Source organism: Streptomyces sp. NPDC059080 (genome assembly GCF_042739975.1).
GTDB lineage: Bacteria > Actinomycetota > Actinomycetes > Streptomycetales > Streptomycetaceae > Streptomyces > Streptomyces benahoarensis.
The window spans coordinates 82,037-102,558 of record NZ_JBHYGX010000007.1; the positions used below are offsets into that span (position 1 = coordinate 82,037).

The 20,522-nt window shown below is 69.1% G+C and carries 18 protein-coding genes; 6 read left to right on the forward strand and 12 right to left on the reverse strand.

The genetic code is table 11. The annotated features are described in order from the left end of the window. Positions 1-93: 93 nt before the first annotated feature. The 3 genes from ACFWWQ_RS07835 to ACFWWQ_RS07845 all read right to left on the reverse strand — a co-directional run bounded on the left by ACFWWQ_RS07835 (position 94) and on the right by ACFWWQ_RS07845 (position 3,785). A complete protein-coding gene (locus tag ACFWWQ_RS07835; RefSeq protein ID WP_384591846.1) occupies positions 94-1,230 on the reverse strand; it encodes a pyridoxal-phosphate-dependent aminotransferase family protein in 1,137 nt (378 codons plus the stop codon). Positions 1,231-1,393: 163 nt separating this feature from the next. Continuing rightward, entirely contained in the window at positions 1,394-2,887 is a 1,494-nt protein-coding gene (locus ACFWWQ_RS07840) for a serine hydrolase domain-containing protein (protein ID WP_384591849.1), read from the reverse strand. Positions 2,888-3,245: 358 nt separating this feature from the next. Then, a complete protein-coding gene (locus ACFWWQ_RS07845; RefSeq protein ID WP_384591852.1) occupies positions 3,246-3,785 on the reverse strand; it encodes a hypothetical protein in 540 nt (179 codons plus the stop codon). Between the two features lie 121 nt (positions 3,786-3,906). Between ACFWWQ_RS07845 and ACFWWQ_RS07850 the strand changes: the two genes are divergently transcribed. Beyond that, positions 3,907-4,356, forward strand: coding sequence for a MarR family winged helix-turn-helix transcriptional regulator (locus tag ACFWWQ_RS07850; protein WP_384591855.1), 450 nt, complete (start codon positions 3,907-3,909; stop codon positions 4,354-4,356). A gap of 280 nt (positions 4,357-4,636) precedes the next feature. On the opposite strand, the gene ACFWWQ_RS07855 is transcribed toward ACFWWQ_RS07850, so the two are convergent. From ACFWWQ_RS07855 to dnaB, 5 genes are all read right to left on the reverse strand, one after another. Beyond that, a complete protein-coding gene (locus ACFWWQ_RS07855) occupies positions 4,637-7,249 on the reverse strand; it encodes a TniQ family protein (RefSeq protein WP_384591858.1) in 2,613 nt (870 codons plus the stop codon). Beyond that, positions 7,246-8,361: an ATP-binding protein gene (locus ACFWWQ_RS07860; protein ID WP_384591861.1), complete on the reverse strand. Its 1,116-nt coding sequence runs from the start codon at positions 8,359-8,361 to the stop codon at positions 7,246-7,248. The genes ACFWWQ_RS07855 and ACFWWQ_RS07860 overlap by 4 nt, the downstream gene beginning before the upstream one ends. Further along, positions 8,358-10,487: a helix-turn-helix domain-containing protein gene (locus ACFWWQ_RS07865; protein WP_384591864.1), complete on the reverse strand. Its 2,130-nt coding sequence runs from the start codon at positions 10,485-10,487 to the stop codon at positions 8,358-8,360. The genes ACFWWQ_RS07860 and ACFWWQ_RS07865 overlap by 4 nt, the downstream gene beginning before the upstream one ends. Beyond that, positions 10,484-11,191, reverse strand: a complete 708-nt coding sequence (locus tag ACFWWQ_RS07870) for a TnsA-like heteromeric transposase endonuclease subunit (protein WP_384591867.1) — start codon at positions 11,189-11,191, stop codon at positions 10,484-10,486. The genes ACFWWQ_RS07865 and ACFWWQ_RS07870 overlap by 4 nt, the downstream gene beginning before the upstream one ends. Before the next feature lie 202 nt (positions 11,192-11,393). Further along, positions 11,394-12,851, reverse strand: a complete 1,458-nt coding sequence (dnaB, locus tag ACFWWQ_RS07875; protein ID WP_384592206.1) for a replicative DNA helicase — start codon at positions 12,849-12,851, stop codon at positions 11,394-11,396. A 477-nt stretch (positions 12,852-13,328) separates the two neighbouring features. On the opposite strand from dnaB, the gene ACFWWQ_RS07880 reads away from it, so the two are divergent. Both ACFWWQ_RS07880 and ACFWWQ_RS07885 read left to right on the forward strand, forming a co-directional pair. After that, positions 13,329-14,666, forward strand: a complete 1,338-nt coding sequence (locus ACFWWQ_RS07880) for an MATE family efflux transporter (RefSeq protein ID WP_384591870.1) — start codon at positions 13,329-13,331, stop codon at positions 14,664-14,666. A gap of 39 nt (positions 14,667-14,705) precedes the next feature. Further along, positions 14,706-15,560, forward strand: a complete 855-nt coding sequence (locus tag ACFWWQ_RS07885; RefSeq protein WP_384591873.1) for a trypsin-like serine peptidase — start codon at positions 14,706-14,708, stop codon at positions 15,558-15,560. A 70-nt stretch (positions 15,561-15,630) separates the two neighbouring features. On the opposite strand, the gene rplI is transcribed toward ACFWWQ_RS07885, so the two are convergent. The 4 genes from rplI to rpsF all read right to left on the reverse strand — a co-directional run bounded on the left by rplI (position 15,631) and on the right by rpsF (position 17,420). Further along, positions 15,631-16,077 (reverse strand): 50S ribosomal protein L9, encoded by a 447-nt coding sequence (gene rplI / locus ACFWWQ_RS07890; protein WP_143939982.1) that lies wholly within the window; start codon positions 16,075-16,077, stop codon positions 15,631-15,633. An 18-nt stretch (positions 16,078-16,095) separates the two neighbouring features. Beyond that, complete coding sequence (gene rpsR, locus ACFWWQ_RS07895; RefSeq protein ID WP_018838794.1) at positions 16,096-16,332, reverse strand: 30S ribosomal protein S18; 237 nt, start codon at positions 16,330-16,332, stop codon at positions 16,096-16,098. Between the two features lie 104 nt (positions 16,333-16,436). Continuing rightward, positions 16,437-17,048 carry a single-stranded DNA-binding protein gene (locus ACFWWQ_RS07900; RefSeq protein ID WP_384591877.1) on the reverse strand — a complete coding sequence of 204 codons (612 nt, stop codon included), beginning with the start codon at positions 17,046-17,048 and terminating at the stop codon, positions 16,437-16,439. A gap of 81 nt (positions 17,049-17,129) precedes the next feature. Further along, positions 17,130-17,420, reverse strand: a complete 291-nt coding sequence (gene rpsF, locus ACFWWQ_RS07905; RefSeq protein ID WP_003978891.1) for a 30S ribosomal protein S6 — start codon at positions 17,418-17,420, stop codon at positions 17,130-17,132. A gap of 229 nt (positions 17,421-17,649) precedes the next feature. Here rpsF and ACFWWQ_RS07910 point away from each other — a divergent pair, with 229 nt between their 5' ends. From ACFWWQ_RS07910 to ACFWWQ_RS07920, 3 genes are all read left to right on the forward strand, one after another. Beyond that, positions 17,650-17,964 (forward strand): hypothetical protein, encoded by a 315-nt coding sequence (locus ACFWWQ_RS07910; protein ID WP_384591881.1) that lies wholly within the window; start codon positions 17,650-17,652, stop codon positions 17,962-17,964. A gap of 193 nt (positions 17,965-18,157) precedes the next feature. Then, a complete protein-coding gene (locus tag ACFWWQ_RS07915) occupies positions 18,158-19,276 on the forward strand; it encodes a lipid II:glycine glycyltransferase FemX (RefSeq protein ID WP_384591883.1) in 1,119 nt (372 codons plus the stop codon). Between the two features lie 59 nt (positions 19,277-19,335). Beyond that, positions 19,336-20,367 (forward strand): alanine racemase, encoded by a 1,032-nt coding sequence (locus tag ACFWWQ_RS07920; protein ID WP_384591886.1) that lies wholly within the window; start codon positions 19,336-19,338, stop codon positions 20,365-20,367. Positions 20,368-20,522: the final 155 nt, after the last annotated feature.

Consider the following 20,522-nt stretch of genomic DNA (forward strand, 5'->3'; position numbering starts at 1 on the left):
GGGGGGGGGGGCGTTTTTCACCACCCCCCCCCCCCCCCACCCCTCGGGCCCACTGTCGATCGGCGCCTCACACGGACGCGCCGCCGCCCCGCGTCAGCCGCCGAGCACCCCGTGCCACGCGGCCTCGGCGGCCTCGACCGCGGCGGCGCCATCGGCCGTCACACCCCGGGCCTCCAGCCCCACGGCCAGCGCCGCCAGCGAGGACCGCACCACGGAGAGGTCCGCAGCCCGGCCGTAGTGGTTCACGCGGATCATCTCCGTGGCGAGCGCCCCCGCCGCGGCCTGCACCGGGACCGTGCCATCGGCGGCCAGCGCGGCTGCCACCAGCTCACCGGCGTGCAACCCGTCCGGCGCCCGCAGCGTGGTCGCCGCCGGGGCCGCGTCCTCGTCCCGCGTCACGTACGGGGTGATCCCGCCCAGCGCCCGGACGCCCGCCCGGGTGGCGGCGGACGCCGCGCGGTGCCGGACGATGACCGCGTCCAGCGCCGCGGCGTCGATGCGGTCGACGGCCTGCTCCAGGGCGAGCATCTCCAGCTGCGCCGGGGCGTGCGGCAGCGCGGTGCGACCCCCGTCGATCCAGTGGTGCTTCCAGTCCAGCAGCGAGAGGTACGAGCGCCGGGGCGCCTGCGGGTTGGCCTCGATCCGCTCCCAGGCGCGGGCGCTGACCGACACCACGGAGACGCCCGCCGGGCCCGCCAGCGCCTTCTGCCCGCCGATCACGCAGAGGTCCACGCCCCACTCGTCGGTGAGCAGCGGCTCGGCGCCCACCGACGCCACCGCGTCCAGCATCAGCAGCGCGCCGTGCTCCCGCACCACCGCACCGATCTCCGCCACCGGGTTGGTGTTGCCGGTCGCCGCCTCGGCGTGCACCAGGCTGACGAAGTCGATCTCCGGGTGCTCCCGCAGCGCCGCCGCGACCTGCTCCGGGGTGACCGCTCCCGTGAACGGTGCCGTCACCGTCACCACCTCGGCGCCGCAGGACCGCAGCCAGCCGCCGAAGGTCTCGCCGTACGGCCCGGTGATGATGTTGAGGGCCGTGCTGCCGGGCCGTACGGCCGAGCGGATGCACGCCTCCAGCGGCAGCAGCGCCTCCCCCTGCGTCGCCACGACATCGCAGCGGGTCCGCATCAGCGCGGCGACCTTGTCCTCGATCCGCGCGAAACGGGCCGCGTCGAGCGGCGGCAGATCCAGCAGAACCGGGGCTTCGGCATTCGCAGTCACGGCAGTCACAGTGGCCTTCCAGCGGTAGCGAGCCGCACGGTGGCACGGCTCCTGACATCTCGCTCGACTGTACGTCCGGGCCCGCCGCCTCCGCCGTACGGGCCCGGGGCGCCGACCGGAGGCCGACCACCAGCCCGTACGGGCCCCGGCCACGCCCCGCCCGCGACCGGTATCAGACCCGCCAGCCCTCCGGATCCACCCCGCCCGGCACCGGCGCCTGCGGTGCGTACGGGCCCCGGGTGAGGACGAACGTCCCCAGGTCGAGATGGCTGACGGAGCCGTCGGCGCCGCGCACCACGCGCAGCGTCTCGCCCGCGTAGTAGCCGTCGAGGCCGGTCCAGGTGCCGTCCGGTTCCACGTGAAACCGCGACGCGCGGCCGGTGCCGGACAGCGGCGTCAGCTCCAGCCCCCTCGCCTCGCGCAGCCGCAGCGCGAACGGGTTCGCGCCCCAGTACCAGGGGCCGGTGAGCGCCAGCAGCTCCTCGTCCAGCGGTCCGGTCAGCGGCCGCCACGGCTCCGGGATGCGCGGTTCACGGTCGGCCACGGTCTCCAGCAGGCCGGTGGCGATCCCGGCGATGGACGGCCCGTGCGTGCAGTTGGTCAGCGCGATGGCGGCGAGGTCCTCGTCCGGGTCGCACCACAGCGAGGCGAGGAAGCCGGGCATCGACCCGCTGTGCCCGGCCAGCAGCCGCCCGCCCGGTGCCCGTACCGTCCCGCCCGGCGCCGTACGGGGGCTCGTCCGCGCCAGTTGGAGCCCCAGGCCGTACCCCGCGTCCCAGTCGTCGCCCTCCGGCGGCACCGCGGGCACCCGCATCTCCGCGACGCTCGCCGCAGACAGCACCCGCTCGTCACCGCGCAGCAGAAACGCCACCCACCGGCACAGATCCTCCACCGTGGACCACAGCTGGCCCGCCGGTCCCATCAGCCCCGTGTCGTGCGCCGGTTCCGGCAACAGCGCGTCGGCCCACGGGTGCACGGCCCAGCCCCGCGCGTACGGTTCCCGGGGCCGCGTCGTCGTCTCCGTCATGCCCAGCGGCTCCAGCACCTCGGCGCGCAGCACCTCTTCCCAGGGGCGGCCGTCCCGGAGCCGTTCGACGAGTGCGCCCAACAGGGCGTAGCCGAGGTTGGAGTAGTGGTGGCGGGCACCGGCCGGGAGGCGCTGCGGGCGCTCGCCAAAGAGGTCCGCGGGCTCCGGGCGCAGCGTGCCAGCGGTCCGCTCCCACCAGGGGCCGCGCGGCTCGGCGGCGAGCCCGGAACGGTGCGACAGCAGCTGTCCGACCGTCGCGTCGGGCGCCTCGGTCCCGTCGAGATGACGCCCCAGCGGATCGTCCAGCCGCAACGCGCCCTCGTCGCGCAGCCGCAGCACCAGCACCGCGACGAAGGTCTTCGTCAGCGAGCCGATGCGGTACTGCACGGTGCCGTACGCCGCGGGCGGATCCGCCGCCCGCACCCCGCTCCACACCATGCGGCCGCCCCGCACGACCGCTCCGACCACGGACGGCGCCCGCCCCTCGCGCTGCCCGGCCGCGAGCCGGTGCGCCAGCTCCCGCCGGGTCTCTGGCAACAGCCCGGCGAACGCCTCATCCCCGGGACGGGCCGACGCGGCCTCGGCACCCGGCGCGCGGACGGACTCGGGACCCGAGCCCTCGGACGGCACGGTGGACATGCTCCTCCTCGACAACGGCCGACCGGCGGACGCGATCCCGCCCGCCGCCGCGCCCACTCTCCCCCACCGGGCCCGCCCCGGGACACCCCGTCCCAGCACCCGGCGTCCGGGCGCAGCTGTAGGTTCTCAGCGCCCGTGTCCCCTGCCGACGCTGTGACCTGGGGCTTCTCTTGGTGTCTCACACCATGTCATCCGCTGACTGTCTCAACTCCGTGTCATTTCCCCGTGGTTCTCGTCTTGGTGCGGGTCTGAGCGAGGTGGAGGGGCTTGCTGGGTATCGCGCTTTGAGAGCCGTCGTCGAGTCGTGGGGTGGACACCCGATCCCGGCGGAGGAGCACCCGCAGACCGGCCGGGGTGCTCAGCGGGCGAAGCGTCGAGCGATGCCGAGCGCTCCGAAGTCGACGGTGGCGCCTGCGAGGCGGGCACGGATGAGGACGCCGACGGTTCGGACGGTGATCATGGCCAAGACCATGAGGACGAATGCGGTGCCGTAGGTGGCGGCCGGGACCTGGTGCTGGATCGAGAACATCGCCAGGTCATGGGTGAACCAGTGGGTCGAACCGTAGGCGAACCCCATGCGCAGGGCCATCGCGACCGTCCACAGTGCGGCGTAGGGCCAGCCCGCGACGGTGACCAGGCGGGAGTCAGCCGGGTCGCGGTGGACCTGGATCAGGGCGATCGAGGCCAGGCCGAACAGCAGGCCGGCCGCGAGCCCGGCCGCCTCGATCAGGTAGGACGCGCTCCCCGAGGGAATCTCCTTGAGGTACTTGAAACCGACGCCCGCGACGATTCCCACGGGCAGGAGCAGCCGCCTGGCGTCCGGACGCCGTGTGCCGAGCTGGGTGGCGAGTATCGCGATGAACACGCCGGTGTAGAGCAGGTAGTCGCTGAGGCTCACGGTGTCTCTCCAGTGGTGCGGGCTCGCCATTTACATCTTGGATGATGTATCTCTAGAGATTGATCTGTCAAGATACATATTTTGAGATGCATCAAAGGAGATGTAACTTGAGGGGATGGAGATGAGCGACCTGTATCAGCTCGGCCGCCACCTGGCCGAGATCGCCCTCGACGACATGGGTTCCGACGCACCCGATCTCACCCCCGGCGAATTCCTGGTCCTCCAAGACCTCTTCTTGAACGGCCGCAGCGCCGTAGGCGACATCGCCAAGCGCACCGGCCTGGCCCAAAGCCGCGTCTCCACCAGCGTGCGGGCCCTGGCCGGCCGCAACTGGGTCACCACCGCAGCCGACCCCTCCGACGGACGCAAAACGCTGGTCGACGTCACCGAGCCCATCCGTGCCGCCGGCCAACAGCGCCGGGCCGGACGCGCCGACAAGGCCCTGACCAATGCGCTGGCCGGGGCGGACGACACAGAGCGAGCCGCCCTCATCGCCGCACTCGAACGCCTCCACCAACTCCTCGTCGCCGGCCGCACACAGCGCCGGTTCCCGGACACGGTCACACCCTGAACCGCCCGGTCCCCCATGAGCTGGGAGCTGTGCTGGCGGACCTTCCCCTCCAGCACCGCACCGTCTTCAGCAAGAAAGGCCGGGCCACGATGCCGCGTACGGACAGATCGAAATCAGCGAAGAGCAACCTCGCCGGCTCCAGGCGCGACTCGTAGATCACGTGGTCGCGCATCGTCGCCGACCAGAAGCTGGATTTGAGACCCCACACCCGGGCGCAGCTGTAGGATCTCACGTTCCTTGTCAGCCGCCGACGCTGTGACCTGGGACTTCCCGCTCTTTCTCAGGTCGTGTCGGACGGCTTCTGTCTCACCAGCGTGTCATTTCCTGCCGACTGCACGATGGTGAGCGCGTCCAGCACGGCTTGCCCATCGGCTGTCACCTGGAGTGATTCACCACGGTGAGGGCGGGTGTGGAGTTGGAATCCCAGATCTGTCTCCAGGCGTCTGATCTGGAGGGACAGGACGGCCTGCCGGAAGCCGAGATTCGTCGCTGCTTCGCTGATCGTCCGGTATGTCACTGCTTGTTGGAATCGGTGCAGACGGTTCCAACCAGTGCGGGTCGAGAGGGCTGGCCTCAGGATCGAAGGAACAGCAGCCAGTTCGGCTGGTGCCGTGCCCTGTCGTTGTGTGGGCGGGCGCATTTCGATGCCGAATGTCTTGGCCCGACGGCCCAGTTCTGTGGCGCTGAGGCCCAGTTCCGCCGCGATGGTTGCGATCGAGCGCCTGTGATGGAGGTATTGCTCTCGGAGCCATTGCTCGTCGAGGGGGACTCGGTGGGGGTGTCGGAGGGCGAGGACCTCTGTCTGTTCGAGCCGTTCACGGACGCGTGCCCGGGGCAGGCGTGTTTCTGCGCTGATCTGTTTGATCGACTTTCTGTCGCTCAGGTAGGCGCGTCGCAAGAACTCCTCGGTCAGCTCGTCGTGTGAGCGTCGCCGGGACTTCGCTGCGGCCAGTCGGCTCCTGGGCGGGGCACTCTCGCGTCTCTTCGTGGTGGTGCGGGATCGCGCGGGAGGCGGTGTGAGGGGAGGCTGAGTCTCGAAGAGGAACCGTAGGTAGTCGAGGGGGACGTCCAGGCGCTCGGCTGCCAGTGCAGGTCGGGCTCCTTCATCACAGATCATGCGGTGGGCCTGACTCACCAGGTCCTCGTTGAACTCCTGGCTCAGCGGGAGTCCCTGCCCGAGGCGGGCTGGCGGCTCCCAGACGAGTGGTTCGCCGTCGATGCCCTTGGAGTGCAGGTAGCTGAGGGCGTGTTCATCGAGCGCCTTCAGCAGCCGCCTTGCAAGGGCGAACGGGACGGACGCGAGCATGGCTTCCTGCGCCGGAGTCTTGATTCCCAATGACCCTGGCGCTTGGCGGTGGTGGTTGCCGGTGACCCGTTGGTAGAGGTATCGGCGCATGAGCAAGGCCCTGGCCTCGCCGCCTGGAGGCGTGTCGGTGTCGGTGCAGATCCTCAGCCACGTCTCGGTGGGCAAGAGATCGGTGCCCACCGTGGTGCGGCGCCGTTCGTAGTCGATCGGGCAGAGGCCTTCGTCCAGGTAGTCGGCGAGAGAGCAGAGAACCGGCAGGGCTGCCGGGTGGCTCCGTGTGAGCTTGGCGAGTGTGTAGTGGACGTCGGGATACTCCTGGTCGTGAAGCATCTTGATCAAGGGGTCGAAGCGGCGAAGTGACCAGCCCGGCAGCAGTAGCGCGACGGAGAGTGCGGAGCGGAACCGGATGCTCCGTCGGCCGGCTTCCGGCAGGAGCCTCACCGTCCAGCTGCGCCAGAGGAACTGCGGGATGTGGCGGGACCGCTCTGCGATCACAGCGTCGCCCCGGGGTGGCCCCGCATGCGGCGAGCATGATCGGTATCGGAGTCGCTCGACGGTGCTGAGCTTGGTGTCCATCGCCCGCCAGATCATGCGTTGCAGATCGGGTGAGTGCCTGCGCCACCGCTTGTGGACCTCAACCGGAGGCATAAGTTCGATGGCCTTGTCGTCCCGGTCCAGGAGTTCGCGGACGACCGCGACGCTGTGCTCGGAAAGGGGGTGCCGCAGGAGCTCGGTCGCCCGGGTGAGGCTGCCCGCAGCCACTGCTGCGGAGTTCGGGGCGAACTGACCGTCACCCTGGTGTTCTCGGGCTGCTTGCTCGATGTGCTCCCCGTAGGAGTGGAAGTCGCCGGAGGCTGCCCGCCGCAAGGTCCAGGCAGCCAGTGCCCGCAGGCCCTCAAAGGTGTCGCGTAGCTCAGGCTCTGGCTGTCCTGTCTCGCTGTTCTCGACCTTCGCCAGCAAGCCGTTGATCCATTCCTGCGCGGCCAGGACCGGGTTGTCCTCAGCGACCTGAACGGCCGGAGTCCGCGTGAGATCTGTGCGGCAGAACGGTCCTGATCTCTGCAAAGGAGTCGAGCACTGGCTCGGCGGAACATCGCGGTAGAGAGTGATCCTTCCGTGGCGGGGGCGGTGACCGCAGGCCGGGCATTCATGGGCCAGCAGCAGCCGGTGTCGTGTGCAGGCGAAGGTCCAGGGCAGGCGCCAACGAAGCAGCCAGCGGCCGTCACGTTCGATGAGGCATTCCGGGCAGTAGCGTGAACCGCTCCGGCCCCACAACTGCATCCGGATCACGGATCGTCGCTCAATGTGCAGAAGAACGGCGTGCTGGTCGTACTGGCGCAAGGTCATCGTGTGGAGCCGGTTGACCGGCACTCCGCTGGCGGTGGCGGCTTGCTCCGCTTCTTCGGGCCGGAGGAACAGGGTGTGGTCGGGGATCGCGCCGCGGTGGCGGTGATGGAGACCCAAGGCGACGAGGATCTCGCGGACGTCGACCATGCTGCGGTGGGCCAGGGCCTCCAGCCAGGAGTCCAGGGGCTCGCCAGGCAGTGGTTCGAGGCGGATCGGGAGAGTCCGCTGGGCAGAGCTCATGCAGCCTGACGGCTCGGCTGAGGCCGGCTGGTCAATCGCCGGTTCTCCAGGGCGGCTTCGAGTTCCCTGCGGGCGTTCTCGGATGCCTCGTCGTTCTTGACTCGGTCGAGCAGCTCACGATCGAGACGTTCGGTGCCGCTGCGGAAAGCCCGCTGGCAGCCGCGGTTGATCAATGTCATGAGCGAGCCGATATGTCCGGTGCTGCGGGCGAAGAGGTAGTCGGACAGGTCGTCCGCGAGCATGCCAGGGTGTTTGTCCGCCAGGACCACCCTCTTCTCCAGGGCAAGAAGCATCTGCCGCCATTCCCGGCGGCCCGCCTCGTTCTCGATGGTGAAGGGCCGCATGCCCAGGCGGGTCGTGCGTCGGCCGGTCTGGGCCAACACCGTGTCACCTGACGTGGTTCCCTCACTGAACAAGCCCTTGTCCGCGAGGCCGACGCCGATCATCACCAGGGTCACGGGGAACTCGTTGGCGATCCACTTCAGGTGGTTGCTGACCTCGATGCCACTGGTCTTGCGCCACTTCAGGAAGTGCAGATCATCGAGTGCGAGGACGCGTACTTCGCATGACAGCACGCAGTCCAGGGCTCGTTGACCGAACTGAGCGGCCGTTCCACGGTTTCGTCCAGCGTGACCGAAGAACTCGAGAATGGCTCGGTTGAGGTCCTTCATGCCAGTGTTGCCGGTCAGCCCGACCCGGCAGACCGGCAGCCGTTCATGACCCTGCGTGGTGTACTCACCGCTCTCGGCGACTTCCCGGTGGTGAAACTCCCGGAGGAAGGCCAGCACCGACGTCGTTTTTCCCAGGCCAGGAAAGGCGTCGACAGCGACGGCTCCCTTGGCCTTGTCGCCGTCTTGCAGATTGCTGTCGACGATGTCCCACAGATCTTCGTGGAGCTCGGCCAGTTGTGGCGTCTTGATCGGCCCGAGGTTGGCATGCCACTCCCGCCGAAGGCGGTCATAAGCCGCTTTCTCCTCAGCGGTCAGGGTCTTCAGCTCGGCCCGTGTCAGCAGCTTGGGCTGTTCACGGCGCGGGGCGTAGGCGAACGCCTTGAAGTCCTCCTTCCGTGACAGCGCCAGATTGCCCAGGCTCAGCGGAGGCCCGTCGGTCACACGTCCTCCAATGCGTCGGCGTAGAAGTCGTCCTCGTCGAGGTGGTCATCGAAGTCGGCTTCGTCGTCATCGCCCGTCTCGACTGCTGGCTCCTGCACTTCGGGCTCTGCCGGACCGCCGTCCTGGCACAGGGCTTTGCGCACCGAGGGAAGAGAGACGACGGATTCGGCATCGGATTCAGGGAGTTCGATGGCGGCTTGTTCACGCGAGAGCCGCAGGGCCATGCGTCGCTCGGCGATCGTGGTGCCCAGGCCGAGGTTCCATCGCTCCAGCAGATCGGCGACAGCGAGCCGGTCGTCGGGGAACCGATACTTCGAAGCGGCCAGTTGCCGGGCGAACGTCAACGCGTCCTCGCTCAGCGGCATCTCGGCTGACGGTGCGTGTTCCCAGGTCAGGGTGTGCCAAGCCCTGGTGTCCGGATTACGGAAGTAGATCCGCGTGATGTCGTCGGGATCTACCTGGAAGGGCCAGCCGTTCTTCGTCGGGCTGTCGTAGGGGCTCTGAGCGCCAGGGTCGGGGAGGCCAGGGCCGCTGTAGCGGCGGCGCCCGATCTCGACCCCGTAGTGCTGAATCGTGCGCCACTCGGTCTTCAGGAACTCGTAGGCGAGATCCGGGTCCCGGGGGACCTCGATGTAGCCGGCCCTGGCCATGCCGTGCTCGAACATCTTCGCCGGGGACATCCGCAGACCCGGCAGGCCCGAATCGACGAGGCTGGAGTGCGGCCTGCAGTGATAGACCACCGCGGTCCACTCTCGGATGATCGCCTCAAGCTCGTCGAGGAAGAAGAACGCGTCGTCCTCCGGGCTCTCACCCCGCGAGTGGATGTCAGGCCCCTTGTAGCCGGGCAGCACCTGCAGCAGCCCCTCCCGCAGGGTCCGGAAGTAGCGCTCCACCGGTCCTTTGTCGCGGCCCGTTCGCAGTCGGGCTGGCTGGATGGAGATGCCCATCCGGCGGCAGACGCTGGTCAGATGCTCCGAGACGTAGACCTTGCCGTGGTCGACAACCAGCGTCTCGGGAACCAGAGGAGGCGAGGCCAGGCCCGGTCCGGTGGCGCCCTCAACATCGACCAGGACAGTGCGGGGGATGCCGTGCTCGGGCCAGACCGCGTGCCGCGGCCAGTCCCGCCCCGCCGGCCGCGGGCGAAACGCCTGGAAGAGCACCGCGCTGACGTCCACCGCCTTCGTCGACACCGGCGTCAGCCGGATCCCCGTGATGCAGCGGGTGTACCAGTCCATCGCAACCGTCAGCTCGGCCTGCACCCACTTCAACGTCAGCGGATCGAACGCGAAGACGTCCAGCCGGGTGGAGTCCATCAACAGGTACTCACCCGGCCGCGTCGGCCGCAGCTTCCCGTACGGACCCTTCGGCCGATCAGCGATATCCCGATTGCGCTTTGTACTCAGCCGGAACAACGGATGCTGTCGCTCCAGCTCCTCCAGCAGCCGAAACGCCGTCGCCCGACTCGGCTGCGGCACCACCCCCTCACCGAACCGCGCGATCACCCGGGCCCGGGTCCAGTCGATCACCATCGTCCGCGACGGCCGCGATTGGTCAGCGTGCTCGACCATCACCTCCACCGCGGTCTCCACCCACCGCTCATCGACCGAGGTCTGTGACCGCTCCGACCGCGTCCTCTTCGAGGCAAGTCCGGCCTCACCGTGCTGGAGAAATCCAGCGACCCAGCGCTCAATGGTGCGGGCCGTCACGCCAAGTTCCGCCGCCTTCGCTGCCTTCCTCGCCTCCATCGGCATGGCCGTGGCGTAGGCGGCCTTCGGCTCATCGTCGGCCGCCAACTCCCCGTTGCCGGAGCGAAAGCCGGTCAGCACCTCGCGGACGTGCCCAGCTCGCTCCAGAACCTTCTGCCTTTCCTCGGTATCGAGCTGCCCGAGGATCACGGAGGCGATCTCGACCTCGTCGTCTGCGGATGGCCCCGGGCCACCAGGACTGATCGCAGCGCGGTCGGAGAACAGCAGTTCCTTGAGCGATAGCCTCAGCAGCCGCCCATGGCCGTCCTTCAAGACCACTTCGTTGCCCGCCGTGGTCGCGGCCATCTCCACCACCTCGACGGATTCCCCGTCGTAGCGGAAGCGCGTGCCGACTCCGACTCGAGCCGCCGCCCTGCTCACGCGGCCCTCCGCAGGACGTGCGAGGGACCGAGGGGCCAGTCGAGATCGGTTACGAAGGTCTGCGTCCAGAGCAAGTGGTTGATCCCGGCGCGGACTTGGGGTTCTGGATGATCCGGCAGACACCCCATGGCCTGTCCCAGAAGAAGCCCGTCGAGATCCGCGTCCCGCAGCGCTTCCAGAATCTCGGGGTTGAACAGCCACTCCCTGCGGTAGCCCGCAAGGAACCGGATGTTCTCCAGCTCTGCGGCCGGAGGCTCAGTCCAGACCTCGTATTTCCATCCCCGCGATTCCACTGCCCTCCGGGTCCAGTCGAAGGTGAACGCCACTTCCGGCTTGGACAACCGATGCAACGGCTTGACGTCGACAACCACCGGAACCTGCCCAGTGAGCAGGAGATAGTCCGGGATATGCCGACGCACCTTCCCCTCCAGCAACGCCTGCAGCAGAAAGGGCTGGGCCACGATGGCGCGTACGGACGGATCGAAATCGGCGAAGAGGAGGCGCGACAGCTCAAGTCGTGATTCGTAGATCACGTGGTCGTGCATCGTCGCCGACCAATAGGTCCCCGAGTAGTGCTTTTGGTCCCTGTACCAGCGGAAGGTCCGCCACGGATGCGCCGACTGAAGCGACGCGATCGACACGAACTCCCAGGAGCAGTCTTCGACTTCGCCACCGCGCCCACGAAAGCGGACTGTCGCTTCCATGCCCGCTCCCCCGGGTTGGAGTTGTCATCGACAGCACGATGCTCCCGCCCAACACACCAACGGGGAGTACACCCGCGACGTTTTCACTCGAACGAGGTATGACAGTGACCTGCGAATCTCAGCTCAGCGTCGGATCCGACTTCGATCCGACATCGAGGGTGAGATTCCGACACGGAAAATGAGATCCCACAGCAGCAGCCCCTTACGTCTGCGCCATGTCCACGAACCGCGAGTAGTGGCCCTGAAACGCCACCGTGATCGTGGCCGTCGGGCCGTTACGGTGCTTGGCGACGATCAGGTCCGCCTCACCGGCGCGGGGGGACTCCTTCTCGTACGCGTCCTCGCGGTGCAGCAGGATGACCATGTCTGCGTCCTGCTCGATGGAGCCGGATTCACGCAGGTCGGAGACCATCGGCTTCTTGTCCGTGCGCTGCTCGGGGCCACGGTTCAGCTGGGAGAGGGCGATGACCGGGAGCTCCAGCTCCTTGGCGAGCAGCTTCAGGTTTCGGGACATGTCCGAGACCTCCTGCTGACGGCTCTCGGCCCGCTTGGAACCACCCGACTGCATCAGCTGGAGGTAGTCGATGACCACCAGCTTCAGTTCGTTGCGCTGCTTGAGGCGGCGGCACTTCGCGCGGATCTCCATCATGGAGAGGTTCGGCGAGTCGTCGATGTAGAGCGGCGCGGCGGACACGTCCGGCATCCGGCGGGCCAGCCGCGTCCAGTCCTCGTCGGTCATGGACCCGGACCGCATGTGGTGCAGTGCCACCCGCGCCTCGGCGGAGAGCAGACGCATCGCGATCTCGTTGCGCCCCATTTCCAGGGAGAAGATCACGCTCGGCAGATTGCTCTTGATCGAGCAGGCGCGGGCGAAGTCCAGCGCGAGGGTCGACTTACCCATCGCGGGACGGGCCGCAATGACGATCATCTGGCCCGGGTGCAGGCCGTTTGTCAGCGCGTCGAGGTCGGTGAAGCCGGTGGGGACGCCCGTCATCTGGCCCTGGCGGGAGCCGATCGCCTCGATCTCGTCGAGCGCGCCCTCCATGATGTCGCCGAGCGGGAGGTAGTCCTCGCTGGTGCGCTGCTCGGTGACGGCGTAGATCTCCGCCTGGGCGCTGTTGACGATCTCGTCGACGTCGCCGTCCGCCGCGTATCCCATCTGCGTGATGCGGGTACCGGCCTCGACGAGACGGCGCAGCACCGCCCGTTCGTGGACGATCTCCGCGTAGTACTCCGCGTTGGCGGCGGTCGGCACGGACTGCACCAGGGTGTGCAGATACGAGGCGCCGCCGACCCGGGCGATCTCGCCGCGCTTGGTCAGCTCCGCCGCGATGGTGATCGGGTCGGCCGGTTCGCCCTTGGCGTAGAGGTCGAGGATCGCCTGGAAGACCAGCTCATGGGCGGGGCGGTAGAAGTCCTCGCCCTTGAGGACCTCGACGACGTCCGCGATGGCGTCCTTGGACAGCAGCATGCCGCCGAGGACGGACTGCTCGGCGTCCAGATCCTGCGGCGGGACGCGCTCGAAGCCGCCGGCCCAGGAACCGCCCTCCTCGTCGCGCTCGGGGCGGTCGCCGCGGCCGCGGCCCTTGCCCTCGCCCCGTCGGAAGCGGCCGGCCGGCAGCCGGTCCCCCGGACCGGAGTCCGCCCAGGGGTCTTCCATGGGCTCTGCCACGCTCACCCCGGCACCTCCTCCCGTCCGCGACGCGGACCTCGCCGTGCCTCTTCCTTCTTACGGCACGGCTCCGACAATTGAGACGCCCGACTCCGGTTACGGCGCGTCGAGTTCGCAAGGTCCTCGGGCCGAAAACAGGTGGCGGGCGCCGGTCAACGGTAGGCCCGCACGCACCGTCCGCCAATCTGGTTATCCACAGGTGGTGTGGATGACCGGCCCTCAGCTGTGGAAAACTCCCCCGTTCCTGTGCACGGCCTGGGGGAAACCGCTGTGGACAAGCACACAATCACCCCAGCCACACCGTCGTGACCTGCGGATTCGCCATCCAGAGGCTGTGGGGGAGAAAAACTTCGGCAACCTGTTCATGATCGACGCCTCAGACGTGTGCCCCCTCACCCCGTCCCGCGAAAAGTAAGGATCACAATCGCCTTGCATCTATTACCTGTGGAAGATTAGATTGAGTGGATGACACAGGCTCCCGCGACGCCACGGCGCTCCGCCCGCCGCCACGACCGCGAGATCATCGCCCTCGCCCTGCCTGCCTTCGGCTCCCTCGTCGCGGAACCCCTGTTCGTGATGGTCGACAGCGCCGTCATCGGCCACCTCGGCACGCCGCAGCTCGCCGGTCTCGGCGTCGCCGCCGCACTGCTGACCACCGCCGTCTCCGTCTTCGTCTTCCTCGCCTACGCCACCACCGCCGCGGTCGCCCGCCGGGTCGGCTCCGGTGATCTGCCCGCCGCGATCCGGCAGGGCATGGACGGCATCTGGCTGGCCCTCCTCCTCGGCGCCACCGTCATCGCCGCCGTCCTGCCGACCGCCCCCGCGCTCGTCGAGCTGTTCGGCGCCTCCGGCACCGCCGCGCCGTACGCCACCACCTACCTGCGGATCAGCGCCCTCGGCATCCCCGCAATGCTCGTCGTGCTGGCCGCCACCGGCGTCCTCCGCGGCCTCCAGGACACCCACACCCCGCTCTACGTCGCCATCGGCGGTTTCACGGCCAACGCCGCCCTCAACGTCGGTCTGGTCTACGGCGCCGGGCTCGGCATCGCCGGTTCCGCCTGGGGCACGGTCATCGCCCAGTGCGCCATGGCCGCCGTCTACCTCGTCGTGGTGGTCCGCGGTGCCCGTCGGCATGGCGCCTCGCTGCGCCCCGACGCCGCCGGGATCCGGGCCAGCGCCCAGGCGGGCGTGCCGCTCCTCGTCCGCACCCTGTCGCTCCGCGCCGTCCTCATGATCGCCACCGCGGTCGCCGCCCGGCTCGGCGACGCCGAGATCGCCGCCCACCAGATCGTCCTCACCCTCTGGTCGCTGCTGGCCTTCGCCCTGGACGCCATCGCCATCGCCGGTCAGGCCATCATCGGCCGCTACCTCGGCGCGGGCGACCGGGACGGCGCCAGGGCCGCCTGCCGCCGCATGGTGCAGTGGGGCATCGCCTCCGGTGTCGTCCTCGGCGTCCTCGTCGTGGCCGCACGGCCGCTGTTCATCCCCCTGTTCACCAGCGACCCCGCGGTGCGCGGACCGCTGCTCACCACTCTTCTGGTCGTCGCCCTCACCCAGCCCGTCTCCGGCATCGTCTTCATCCTCGACGGCGTCCTGATGGGCGCCGGGGACGGGCCGTATCTGGCCTGGGCGATGCTGGTGACGCTCGGGCTGTTCGCCCCCGCCGCGCTGGCCGTCCCGGCGCTCGGCGGCGGTCTCACGGCGCTGTGGTGGGCGATGGCCCTGATGATGACCGTCCGCATGCTCACGCTGTGGCTGCGCGCACGCTCCGGCCGGTGGATTGTGACCGGCGCCTTCCGCTGATCCTCTACCGATCTTCGAAGCGTTGCCGATAATGACGGAGTGCGCCTGCTTGCCTGGAAAACGCTCCTCCCCCTGACGCTGGTGGTCATGGGGGCAGGCGTCCTCACGGGGTACGCCACCGAGGAGCCCCCGCCACCCCTCGCCGCCCGGGACGGCTTCGGGAAGTCCGGCACCGGGGACGAACCACCCCAGGACCCCGCCGCGACCGCTCCCGCGTCGGACGGCAGGGCCTACACCCCGCGCCGTACGGAGGAGAACGCCAGGATCGGCGCGATCTTCGAGAAGGACGACACCGGCAATCATTTCTGCACCGCCAGCGTGGTGCAGAGCCCCGGGCGGAACATGCTGGTCACCGCCGCCCACTGCGCCTTCGACCCGGACACCGGAAAGCCCGTCGACGGCCTCGTCTTCGCCCCGGACTACCGCGACGGCAAGGAACCCACCGGCCTGTGGAAGGTCCGGAAGGTCTTCGTCGACCATCGCTGGGCCGCCTCCGACGACGAGGACCTCGACGTCGCCTTCCTCACCCTGGACTCCAAGGACGGCAAGCAGATCCAGGACGTCCTCGGCGGCAACACCCTCGGCATAGACCGCGGCTTCGACAACGAGGTCAAGGTCACCGGCTACCCCAGCAGCCGGAACACCCCGATCTCCTGCCAGAACCGCACCACGAAGTACAGCGGCACCCAGATGCGGATCCAGTGCGACGACTTCGCGGGCGGCACCAGCGGCAGCCCCTGGCTCGCCGACTACGACCCCAAGAGCCAGACCGGCACGGTCATCGGTGTCCTCGGCGGCCACCTCGGCGGCGGGGACGAGGACGATGTCTCGTACGCCGCGTACTTCGACGACGACATCGCCGCCCTCTACCGGCGCGCCCAGGACGGCGACTGAGCCTCCCTGGATACGGCGAAGGGCCGCACCCCGTTCCCGGGATGCGGCCCTTCGGCGTTTACTGCCTGGCTCAGGCGGCGACGACCTCGACGCCGACCTTCGCGGTGACCTCGGCGTGCAGACGCACGGAGACCTGGTGCGCGCCCAGGGTCTTGATCGGCGAACCGATCTCGACGCGGCGCTTGTCGATGTCCGGACCACCGGCAGCCTTGACCGCCGAGGCGATGTCGGCCGGGGTGACGGAGCCGAACAGACGGCCGGCCTCGCCGGCGCGGACCGCGAGCTTCACCTTGACGCCCTCGAGCTGGCCCTTGACCTCGTTGGCCTGCTCGATCGTGGCGATCTCGCGGATCTTGCGACCGCGGCGGATCTGCTCGACGTCCTTCTCGCCGCCCTTGGTCCAGCGGATCGCGAAACCACGCGGGACCAGGTAGTTGCGGGCGTACCCGTCCTTGACGTCAACGACGTCGCCGGCGGTGCCGAGGCCGGAGACCTCGTGGGTGAGGATGATCTTCATGTTTCGGTCACCCTTCCCTTATCGCGCGGTGGACGTGTAGGGCAGCAGCGCCATCTCACGGCTGTTCTTCACTGCCGTGGCGACGTCACGCTGGTGCTGGGTGCAGTTGCCGGTGACTCGGCGGGCACGGATCTTGCCGCGGTCGGAAATGAACTTCCGCAACAGGTTCGTGTCCTTGTAGTCGACGTAGGAGATCTTCTCCTTGCAGAACACGCAAACCTTCTTCTTAGGCTTGCGAGGAGGCGGCTTCGCCATTGTCTCTCTCCAGTGAGTTCAAGAAGTTTTGTACTGACGCCCTGGTGCCGCGGGCCGGGATCCCGCGACGTTTCACGTGAAACGTCGCGGACGGCCGCGCGGACCTAGAAGGGCGGCTCGTCCGAGTAGCCGCCGCCGGAGCCACCGCCCCAGCCACCACCGCCGCCGCCACCCTGCTGGCCGCCGCCGGAGGGGCTGCCGCCGGAGGGGCCGCCGGTCGCCCACGGGTCGTCGGCGGGAGCACCGCCGCCGCCCTGCTGCTGGCCGCCGCCGGGGCCGCCGCCCCAGCCACCGCCACCCTGGCCACCGCCCTGCTGGCCGCCGCCGAAGCCGCCGCCCTGGCCACCGCGACCGCTGGTCTTGGTGACCTTGGCCGTGGCGTTGCGCAGGCTCGCGCCGACCTCGTCGACGTCGAGCTCGTAGACCGTGCGCTTCACGCCCTCGCGGTCCTCGTACGACCGCTGCTTGAGGCGGCCCTGCACGATCACGCGGGTGCCCCGCGTGAGGGACTCGGCGACGTTCTCCGCCGCCTGACGCCACACCGAGCAGGTCAGGAACAGGCTCTCGCCGTCCTTCCACTCATTGGTCTGACGGTCGAAGGTGCGGGGAGTGGACGCGACGCGGAACTTCGCGACCGCCGCACCGGACGGGGTGAAGCGCAGCTCGGGGTCGTCGACAAGATTGCCGACGACCGTGATGACGGTCTCGCCTGCCATTAGGGGAACCTCTCGGCGGGTGTGCTGCTGGCTGCTGGTGTTGCTGCTACTCGGACCCGGTTACCGCTGACGCCGAAGCGTTCAGTGGGTCTCGGGACGGAGGACCTTGGTCCGGAGGACCGACTCGTTCAGGTTCATCTGACGGTCGAGCTCCTTGACGACCGCAGGCTCGGCCTGCAGGTCGATGACCGAGTAGATGCCCTCGGGCTTCTTGTTGATCTCGTACGAGAGACGACGACGGCCCCAGGTGTCGACCTTCTCGACCTTGCCGTTGCCCTCACGGACGACGGAAAGGAAGTTCTCGATCAGGGGAGAGACAGCGCGCTCCTCCAGATCGGGGTCGAGGATGACCATCACCTCGTAGTGACGCATGTGGAACCCACCTCCTTTGGACTCAGCGGCCACGGTCGTTCCGTGGCAGGAGGGTCGTGATGCGTTCCGCACCGGCCCTGCCCGGAGTATCCGGACAGAGATGGGCGCAGACCGTACAGCGTACCCGCTGCCACGCTTCCGGTTGAAATCCGGCCACGGAACCCCGCAATCTGGAACACATCGGGCGTGAGCGGCGCCACACCGCGCCGCCTCTCTTGGGAGGTGCCGCATGGCACAGGCAGTAAAGACCCAGCGCAACCTGCTCTCGTTCCTCAACAGCGACGGCAGGGCACATCCAGTGGAAAACACTCTGGCCGCCGTGGCCCTGGTGCTCGGTGCCATCGCCGTCTTCACCACCCTCGCGCCCGGCCTGCACCTGGTCAGCTCCTGGGTCGGCATCGTCGGCATCGCCACAGGGCTCTGGGCACAGTTCGTCTCGTCCACGACAGGCGAACGCTTCATGGCGATCATCGGCCTCGGTGCCTCGGCCGTCGGCCTCTACATCGGCATCGCGCACGGCGGCCCCTTCGGCGGCGTCTTCTGACCGGGCCGGACCGTTCCGCACCGGAGGCGGCGCCCACGGGCGTCGCCTCCGCCGTGCCCCACGCCGCCTCGCGGCCCGGTGAGGCGGGCACGCACCCGGCTCCCGTACGCCTGAACGGGACGCTCCCCAGTAGGCTTCGGCGCGAGAGCCGGAGCCCCGACCCTGGGGACACACCTGCCGAGGAGCGCCCCGCATGAGCCTGACCCTGAGGACCATCAGCCGAGAGCAGCATCTGGCATACATCCAGAGTCTGCCCGCGGCGAGCCACATGCAGGTCCCGGCCTGGGCAGACGTCAAGTCGGAGTGGCGCTCGGAGAACCTCGGCTGGTTCGACGCCGCCGGCGAGCTGGTCGGGGCGGGCCTGGTCCTCTACCGCCAGCTCCCGAAGATCAAGCGGTACCTCGCCTACCTGCCCGAGGGCCCGGTCATCAACTGGTACGCGCCGAATCTGGACGACTGGCTCCAGCCCATGCTGGCGCACCTCAAGCAGCAGGGCGCGTTCACCGTCAAGATGGGCCCGCCGGTGATCATCCGCCGCTGGGACGCCCCAGCGATCAAGGCCGGTATCCAGAACCCGGACGTCAAGCGGCTGCGGGACGTCGAGGCGACCCATATCGAGCCGCGCGCCTTCGAGGTCGCCGACCGGCTGCGCAAGATGGGCTGGCAGCAGAGCGAGGACGGCGGCGCCGGATTCGGTGACGTCCAGCCCCGGTACGTCTACCAGGTGCCGCTCGCCAACCGTGCGCTGGAGGAGGTCCACAAGGGCTTCAACCAGCTCTGGCGTCGCAACATCAAGAAGGCCGAGAAGGCCGGTGTCGAGGTCGTCCAGGGCGGTTACGAGGACCTGGCCGAGTGGCAGCGGCTCTACGAGATCACCGCGGAGCGCGACAAGTTCCGGCCGCGCCCGCTCGGCTACTTCCAGCGCATGTGGACGGCCCTCAACTCCGAGGACCCCAACCGCATGCGGCTCTACTTCGCCCGCCACAACGGCGTGAACCTCTCGGCCGCGACGATGCTGGTCGTCGGCGGGCACGTCTGGTACTCGTACGGCGCCTCCGACAACATCGGCCGCGAGGTGCGCCCGTCCAACGCCATGCAGTGGCGGATGCTGCGGGACGCCTACGCGCTCGGCGCGACCGTCTACGACCTGCGCGGCATCAGCGACTCGCTGGACGAGACCGACCACCTCTTCGGCCTGATCCAGTTCAAGGTCGGCACGGGCGGCCAGGCAGCGGAGTACCTCGGCGAGTGGGACTTCCCGCTCAACAAGCTGCTGCACAAGGCGCTCGACATGTATATGTCGCGCCGCTGACCGCTCCTCCGTACGTCCCTCCGTCACACCCAGCCACGAGAAAGGTTCCGGGCCCGGCCATGGCGCTCACCCTCTACGTCGACACCGCGCGCTGGCGGGCGCATCACCAGAGCGTTCTCCAGCAGTTCCCCGGGCTGGTCCCGGTCTGCAAGGGCAACGGCTACGGCTTCGGCCACGAGCGCCTCGCCGATGAGGCCGCCCGCCTCGGGTCCGACATCCTCGCCGTCGGGACGACCTACGAGGCGGCCCGGATCAAGGACTTCTTCAGCGGTGACCTTCTCGTCCTGACACCGTTCCGCCACGGCGAGGAGCCGGTGCCGCTGCCCGACCGCGCGATCCGTTCGGTCTCCTCGGTCGAGGGGGTGGGCGGCCTGGTGGGCGCCCGCGTCGTCATCGAGGTCATGAGCAGCATGAAGCGGCACGGTGTCACGCCGGAGGACCTGCCCAAGCTGGCCACCGCCATCGAGGACGTTCGGCTGGAGGGCTTCGCCATCCACCTGCCGCTGGACCGCACCGACGGCTCCGACGCCGTCGAGGAGGTCATCGGCTGGATGGACCAGCTGCGGGCCGCCCGCCTCCCGCTGCACACCATGTTCGTCAGCCATCTCAAGGCCGAGGAGCTGGCCCGCCTCCAGCAGCAGTTCCCGCAGACCCGCTTCCGCGCGCGGATCGGCACCCGGCTCTGGCTCGGCGACCACGAGGCCACCGAGTACCGCGGTTCGGTCCTCGACGTCACCCGGGTCGCCAAGGGCGAGCGCTTCGGCTACCGCCAGCAGAAGGCCGCGTCCGACGGCTATCTGGTCGTGGTGGCCGGTGGCACCTCGCACGGCGTCGGCCTGGAGTCGCCCAAGGCGCTGCACGGCGTGATGCCGCGGGCCAAGGGCGTGGCGCGCGCGGGCCTGGCGACGGTCAACCGCAATCTCGCCCCGTACGTCTGGTCCGGCAAGCAGCGCTGGTTCGCGGAGCCGCCGCACATGCAGGTGTCGATCCTCTTCGTCCCGAGCGATGCGCCCGCGCCGCAGGTCGGCGAGGAGCTGGTGGCGCATCTGCGGCACACCACGACGCAGTTCGACCGGATCGTCGACCGCTGACCCGGGCCACGGCCCGTACGACGAAGGCCCGGCCTCGCGGCACACCCGCGGGGCCGGGGCGTGGGCCGGTGCGGGGCCGGCGCACATGCGGTGGGGGGCCCAGCGCACCCCCGGGGGGCGCGGGTAGTGGGCGGGGGGGGGGGGGGGCGGGGGCC

What these genes read in the sequence shown, in the direction of transcription:
- ACFWWQ_RS07840 (WP_384591849.1), bottom strand. Translation starts at nt 2,887, where the DNA reads ATGTCCACCGTGCCGTCCGAGGGCTCGGGTCCCGAGTCCGTCCGCGCG.
- ACFWWQ_RS07850 (WP_384591855.1), top strand. Translation starts at nt 3,907, where the DNA reads ATGAGCGACCTGTATCAGCTCGGCCGCCACCTGGCCGAGATCGCCCTC.
- ACFWWQ_RS07855 (WP_384591858.1), bottom strand. Translation starts at nt 7,249, where the DNA reads ATGAGCTCTGCCCAGCGGACTCTCCCGATCCGCCTCGAACCACTGCCT.
- ACFWWQ_RS07870 (WP_384591867.1), bottom strand. Translation starts at nt 11,191, where the DNA reads ATGGAAGCGACAGTCCGCTTTCGTGGGCGCGGTGGCGAAGTCGAAGAC.
- dnaB (WP_384592206.1), bottom strand. Translation starts at nt 12,851, where the DNA reads ATGGAAGACCCCTGGGCGGACTCCGGTCCGGGGGACCGGCTGCCGGCC.
- ACFWWQ_RS07880 (WP_384591870.1), top strand. Translation starts at nt 13,329, where the DNA reads ATGACACAGGCTCCCGCGACGCCACGGCGCTCCGCCCGCCGCCACGAC.
- rplI (WP_143939982.1), bottom strand. Translation starts at nt 16,077, where the DNA reads ATGAAGATCATCCTCACCCACGAGGTCTCCGGCCTCGGCACCGCCGGC.
- rpsR (WP_018838794.1), bottom strand. Translation starts at nt 16,332, where the DNA reads ATGGCGAAGCCGCCTCCTCGCAAGCCTAAGAAGAAGGTTTGCGTGTTC.
- ACFWWQ_RS07900 (WP_384591877.1), bottom strand. Translation starts at nt 17,048, where the DNA reads ATGGCAGGCGAGACCGTCATCACGGTCGTCGGCAATCTTGTCGACGAC.
- rpsF (WP_003978891.1), bottom strand. Translation starts at nt 17,420, where the DNA reads ATGCGTCACTACGAGGTGATGGTCATCCTCGACCCCGATCTGGAGGAG.
- ACFWWQ_RS07910 (WP_384591881.1), top strand. Translation starts at nt 17,650, where the DNA reads ATGGCACAGGCAGTAAAGACCCAGCGCAACCTGCTCTCGTTCCTCAAC.
- ACFWWQ_RS07915 (WP_384591883.1), top strand. Translation starts at nt 18,158, where the DNA reads ATGAGCCTGACCCTGAGGACCATCAGCCGAGAGCAGCATCTGGCATAC.
- ACFWWQ_RS07920 (WP_384591886.1), top strand. Translation starts at nt 19,336, where the DNA reads ATGGCGCTCACCCTCTACGTCGACACCGCGCGCTGGCGGGCGCATCAC.